This is a genomic window from Kitasatospora sp. NPDC056783 (genome assembly GCF_042789895.1).
Lineage (GTDB): Bacteria > Actinomycetota > Actinomycetes > Streptomycetales > Streptomycetaceae > Kitasatospora.
On record NZ_JBHUAF010000487.1, the window covers coordinates 1 to 5,339 of the forward strand.

Sequence of the window (5,339 nt, forward strand, 5' to 3'; positions counted from 1 at the left end):
CCCGGAGGAAGCCCTCGACTGCGCAGGTGACCTCTACCTCAGCGGATCGGTCATCTGATCAACACCCCTCAACGAACTTCTGCGGGGCAGCACTAGTACTGCAACGACACTCCGTAACGTTGCGTGTGCTCGCCTCGTTGAGTGTGTTCGTGTTGGAAGACATAACTGACGGATGGTCGGGCGAGTTTGCTGACTTCACGGGGCGGTTCGCCGGCCGCTTCGGTCGGGTGGAGCCCCGGCGGCGGATGGTGTCCTACCTGCGGGGACTGCTCGGCGAGGCCGAGCGGAAGAACGGCTGGACCCTGGCCGAGGCCGCCGGCGACGATGGCCCGCAGGGGATGCAGCGCCTGCTGAATCACTACCAGTGGGACGCCGACGCGCTGCGCGACGATGTCCGTGATGCCGTTCTGGAGAACATCGGCGATCCCCATGATGGAGTTCTCATCCTCGACGAGACAGGGTTCCTGAAGAAGGGTGTCCGGTCGGCGGGCGTGGCCCGCCAGTACTCGGGCACAGCTGGCCGGATCGAGAATTCCCAGGTGGCGGTGTTCCTGGCCTACGGATCCAACCGGGGCCGGGCGCTGATCGACCGGGAGCTGTACCTGCCGAAGGACTGGACCTCGGACCGTGAACGCTGCCGGGCGGCGGGCATCGGAGACGACGTCCAGTTCGCCACCAAACCCGATATCGGACTGCGGATGCTGAAACGCGCGGTGGAATCCGAAGTGCCGTTCGGCTGGGTGACAGCCGATGAACTCTACGGCCAGACCGGGCGCCTGCGGCTCTGGCTGGAGGAGAACGACATCCCCCATGTGCTCGCAGTTCCGAAATCCCAGATGGTCATGACCATGGAGTTCTTCGGCCAGGCCCGCGCGCACGAGCTGATCGGCCGCCTTCCGGACGAGGCGTGGCAGCGCTTGAGCTGCGGCGACGGCGCCCACGGCCCGCGGGAGTACAACTGGGCCGCGGCCCCGATCCGGCCCTGGCGGCGCGAGGGATGGGACCACTGGCTGCTTGCTCGGCGAAGCACCTCCGATCCCACGGAAATCGCCTACTACATCTGCTTCTGCCCGACCGGGACCCCGCTTGAAAAGCTCACGGAGATCGCGGGGGCGCGGTGGATGGTGGAGGAGTGCTTCCAGACCGCGAAGAACGAGGCTGGCCTCGACCACTACCAGATTCGCGGCTACACCCCGTGGTACCGGCACGTCACCCTCTCGATGGCCGCTCTCGTTTTCCTCGCTATCCTGCGGGCCGAGACAAAAAAGGGGACGAGAAAACTCGAACTGATGAAGCCCTCGTGCCCGTCAGCATGAACGAGGCACGACGGCTGTTCAACCGCGTCTCCTCTCCGATTCGCCACGGAATCCGGCATGCGCTCGCCTGGTCCCACTGGCGCAGAGAAGCCCAAGCCCGGGCACGCGCCAGCCACTACAAGCGAAGAGGGCATGTCGAAGTGTCGTTGCAGTACTAGGACGCGTAGCGGCCGACGCGCATCAGACGGGTTGCCTACGCTGGTCCGATGGCGCTCATCGTCTTGTGGGACATCGACCACACGCTCATCGACAACGCGGGAGTGAGCAAGGAGATCTATGCGGCGGCTTTCGAGGCCGTGGCGCAACATCGGCCTTCTGGCCCTGCGGTGACAGAAGGGCGCACCGATCGACTGATCATGCGAGAGATGTTCGACCGTGACGGTCTGGTCCAGCCGGGGTGGGACGTCATCCAGGCCGCTCTTGAAGCGGCCGGCCGGGTATGGTCCGAGGCGCTGCGGCTGCGCGGCCGCGCGCTGCCCGGTGTCCGGCAGGCCCTTACCGCTGTCGCGCAGGAGCCCGGGGTCGTCTCGTCGGTGCTGACCGGGAACATCGCGGCGAACGCCCGGGTGAAGCTGGCAGCCTTCGGGCTCGACGGCCTGGTGGACCTGGAGGTCGGTGCCTACGGTGCCGACCACCGGGATCGGGCGGCACTCGTCGCGGTGGCCCGAGACCGCATCCACGTCGCCCATGCTTTCCCGGCGGGTGCACCTGTGGTGCTGGTCGGTGACACTCCCCGGGACGTCGAGGCCGCACTGACCAGCGGGGTTCATGTCGTGGCCGTCGCCACAGGGGTTCATTCCGCCTCTGACCTTCGCATGGCCGGCGCCGAGGTGGTGTTGCCGGACCTGACCGACACAGCTGCCCTGCTGGCGCACCTTGCGCATGTTGCCGCCGAACAGAACTGAACGTCGTGACACGCGCTCAGGTTCGCCGCTACAGCTGCTGCCGCCTCACCGACGAAACAGCCCAGCTCTGATGCCTGCGAAGAAGTCGGTGATCTCGGGCTGCGCGAAGATCAAGAGGTGGCTGTCCTGGCCGAGAGGGCTACAGAAGGCGGTAACGGCACGGGGCAGGAAGGCCACGCCGATGCTCTCGCTGCCCCCGAACCGCCACGTGGCCGAGTCAAGGTGAGTGGCCAGCCACTCGGCGCCGAGTTCGTTCTTGCCGGTCGCGGTGACGGGGTTCGAGTCGAGGCCGGGCGGCCTGCGGAACAGGTCGGCGATGACCGCGTCGGCGAACTGCTCGAACGCCGTGTCGGAGAGGACCAGGGGCTGCTGGTCAGGGTTGAGGGAATCGCGTACGGCAGTGATCCTGTGCGGCAGGAGGGCGACCTCGGCGCAGTTCGTACCGCCGGTGCTGGCGGACCGCCACTGGGCCTGGGCAAGCTGCTGGGCCAGCCAGACGGGGGCGGCGTCGGTGCGCGGGACGGTGGGGACGGGCGCGCCGCGGTGCAGGGTCATGCGTATTCCTCAGCGAGTTGTTCCAGGAAGGTGAGGGAGTCTTCGGGGGAGAGGGCGTCGTCCATCATGTGCTCGCTGACGGACTTGTACTCGGCGACGACATCGGCCTCGTGGATGTGGAGAGCTGACCGCCTGCCTTCGATGGTGACGCTCGTGCGGCCCGTAGGGAACTCCATCAGCATGAACGGCCCGTCTATTCCCGCGTGCGCGCCGGCGGCAAAGGGGAGCACAAGAATTTTGATGCCGGGGACGGTCTTTGCCAGCTCTGCGAGGTGCGTGGCCTGCTGGCGCGCTCCGGTACGTCCGCCGATCTCCTGACGAAGCTGGCCCTCGGTGAGGACGGAGGTGATCGTCGGCGGTGGCTGCCGCGAGAGGACGCGCTCGCGGAGTTCGGCGCGCATGGTGACGAACCGATCGATGTCGGCAGGGGTGCTCCAGCCGCGCCCGGCCTCGATGATCTCTCGTTCGGCGAGGGGGTGCTGGAGGAGACCGTGCGGCGCGGTCGGGGACCAGAGGAAGGCAGACCTGGCGAGTTCGATATCGGTGTAGTAGCTGCCGAAGGGGTCGTCCGCGTCGCCCGGGAAGCGCTCGGTCCAGTCGTCGCTGCCCGCGCTGACCACCAGTTCCCGCCAGAACTCCTGCGCGGCCGGCTCGGCGACTCCGAGGACGCCGAGGAAGTGGGGGAGCTGCTGGAGGGTGATCTTCTGGTGGCCGGACTCGATCTTGTGGGCGGTGCTTGCCGACCCGTACCCGAGTTGCTTGGCCGATACCTCCAGGGACCAGCCGAGTTCAACGCGACGGTGGCGCACCTCGGCGCCCAGCCTCCGGCGTCGGGGGTTGGGTTCTCCAGGCATCGGCACCTCCCAAGTCAGATCGATCGTAGTGGCTCGGCCGAGCAGAGCCCATACAGCTTGGCGCACAGGAAAACTTTTCCTATCGCGAACCCTTGCCAGCACCCTGACGGCGCGTCATCATTTTGGGTGCAGTCAGTGTCTGTTACGGCACGGACTGCAATGGCTGGTAGTGCGCCTCTTCTTCGGCATGCTCTCGCCCTGGCTGCTGAGCCTCAGCAACTCGCTTGAACCGCAGGATGGTTGACCGCGAGGCCTCAACGCCAGGTATTGCTCTTCCCTTCACGCCGAGGCGCACCTCCGGATCGCGATTCTCGTGATCTCGCTGCATTCCCCCACCTGAGTGGCTACGGCACGTTCCTGCCGTGGTGCGGGGACTTGATCACGGAACCGGCTGGGCGCCCTCGCGGCGCGGACATCTACAGCAGGGAGAGCACCATGCGCTTCCCGTACGAGGCAGCGGAACTCTCGTCGACCCTGGCGAAGCGGTGGGAGCGGTACGTCAGCCGGCGCGACCGGCCCCGCGACTTGGAAGAGGGCCTGTGGCGGCGCACCCAGGACCCCCGCAACGCCGCGGAATCCGGCTGGACCGGCCCCGACGACGGCCGTCGGCGCATCCTGCACTACCGCTACCGCTACGACACCAAGCAGGTCGGCGGGACGGTGCTCACCGTCCCCGAGCTGTACATCTTCCACAGCGCCTCCTACCCGGAGGCCGAGCTGGCCCACCACGTCGACCGGGTCCGCAAGGCGCTCGCGGACGGCGGCTGGCAGCCGGGACAGCGGGGCCTGTGGCGGCGCGGGGACCTGGAGTGCACGGTGGTGCCGCACCGCGTGCACCCGCAGGACGAGCTCGCCGGGCGCGCTCTCCCGGCCGGGTACGAGAGCCTGGACGTGACGATCACCTCCGCGGGGCACATGCCCGCGCTCTACGACCAGAACATGCCGTGGAAGGTGATGGCGGCCGGCATGCGGATCAAGGAGGAGCGGGGCAACCCGACGCTGATCCCGGACCTGTTCCGGATCGCGGACTTCCTGCCGTTCCAGGTCGAGGTCGGGTGCGGTATGTCCGTGGAAGCGGGGGTGCCGCCGCTGCACCGGCTGCACGAGGTCTACCGGGTGACCGACATGACCGACCACCGGTTCGTGCTGTCGCCCGGGGAGGACACGTTCCTGCCGGAGATCCTCGGTGCGCCGGAGGCGAAGATGCCGGAGCTGACCGAGATGACCCGGGCCTGCCTCCAGGCGGAGCCGACCATCGGCCACCGGACCCTGCGCGGCCTGGCGGACGCCGGGCACCTGGTGGGGCCGGTGATCACCAACAACTTCGACGGCCTGATGGCCCGGGCCGGCCTGGACGAGCACTACGTCCGCCGCTACCACGAACAGATCCCGGACGTCCCCTTCCTCCCGGGGGCCAAGTCGCTGCTGGTCATCGGCAGCCACGCCGACCGCCGCCGGGTGCAGGCCCGGGCCCGCGAGCGCGGCCTGAAGGTGTTCTTCCTGGACCGCGAGGGCTTCGAGGAGGGTTCGGTGTTCCGCCCGTACCTGGTCGAGGGCGCGCGGGACGAGGACTTCATGTGCCGCCGCGAGGCGACCCCCGCCCTGCTCGAACTCGCCGCCCACCTCGACGTCAAGGTGCCGGCCGCGGCCTGACGCCCCTCCCCGCGCGGTGCCGGGTGGCCGACCTGGATGGTCGGCCACTCGGCACC

General features: G+C 68.1%; 5 protein-coding genes. 3 read left to right on the forward strand and 2 right to left on the reverse strand.

Annotated features, from left to right (window positions below; genetic code table 11):
* Positions 1-161: 161 nt before the first annotated feature.
* Entirely contained in the window at positions 162-1,316 is a 1,155-nt protein-coding gene (locus tag ACFRMQ_RS37555; protein ID WP_380735357.1) for an IS701 family transposase, read from the forward strand.
* Positions 1,317-1,522: 206 nt separating this feature from the next.
* The gene (locus tag ACFRMQ_RS37560) at positions 1,523-2,221 is read left to right on the forward strand and encodes an HAD family hydrolase (RefSeq protein ID WP_380735353.1); all 699 of its coding nucleotides are present in this window, start codon (positions 1,523-1,525) and stop codon (positions 2,219-2,221) included.
* Between the two features lie 45 nt (positions 2,222-2,266).
* Here the strand turns inward: ACFRMQ_RS37560 and ACFRMQ_RS37565 are convergent, their stop codons facing one another.
* Positions 2,267-2,776, reverse strand: coding sequence for a DUF397 domain-containing protein (locus ACFRMQ_RS37565; protein ID WP_380735354.1), 510 nt, complete (start codon positions 2,774-2,776; stop codon positions 2,267-2,269).
* The gene (locus tag ACFRMQ_RS37570; protein ID WP_380735355.1) at positions 2,773-3,630 is read right to left on the reverse strand and encodes a helix-turn-helix domain-containing protein; all 858 of its coding nucleotides are present in this window, start codon (positions 3,628-3,630) and stop codon (positions 2,773-2,775) included. The genes ACFRMQ_RS37565 and ACFRMQ_RS37570 overlap by 4 nt, the downstream gene beginning before the upstream one ends.
* Positions 3,631-4,065: 435 nt before the next feature.
* Here ACFRMQ_RS37570 and ACFRMQ_RS37575 point away from each other — a divergent pair, with 435 nt between their 5' ends.
* Positions 4,066-5,283, forward strand: coding sequence for a hypothetical protein (locus ACFRMQ_RS37575; protein WP_380735356.1), 1,218 nt, complete (start codon positions 4,066-4,068; stop codon positions 5,281-5,283).
* Positions 5,284-5,339: the final 56 nt, after the last annotated feature.

Excerpts from the sequence above, each read along its gene's own strand:
- ACFRMQ_RS37560 (WP_380735353.1), top strand. The coding sequence starts at position 1,523 with ATGGCGCTCATCGTCTTGTGGGACATCGACCACACGCTCATCGACAAC.
- ACFRMQ_RS37565 (WP_380735354.1), bottom strand. The coding sequence starts at position 2,776 with ATGACCCTGCACCGCGGCGCGCCCGTCCCCACCGTCCCGCGCACCGAC.
- ACFRMQ_RS37570 (WP_380735355.1), bottom strand. The coding sequence starts at position 3,630 with ATGCCTGGAGAACCCAACCCCCGACGCCGGAGGCTGGGCGCCGAGGTG.
- ACFRMQ_RS37575 (WP_380735356.1), top strand. The coding sequence starts at position 4,066 with ATGCGCTTCCCGTACGAGGCAGCGGAACTCTCGTCGACCCTGGCGAAG.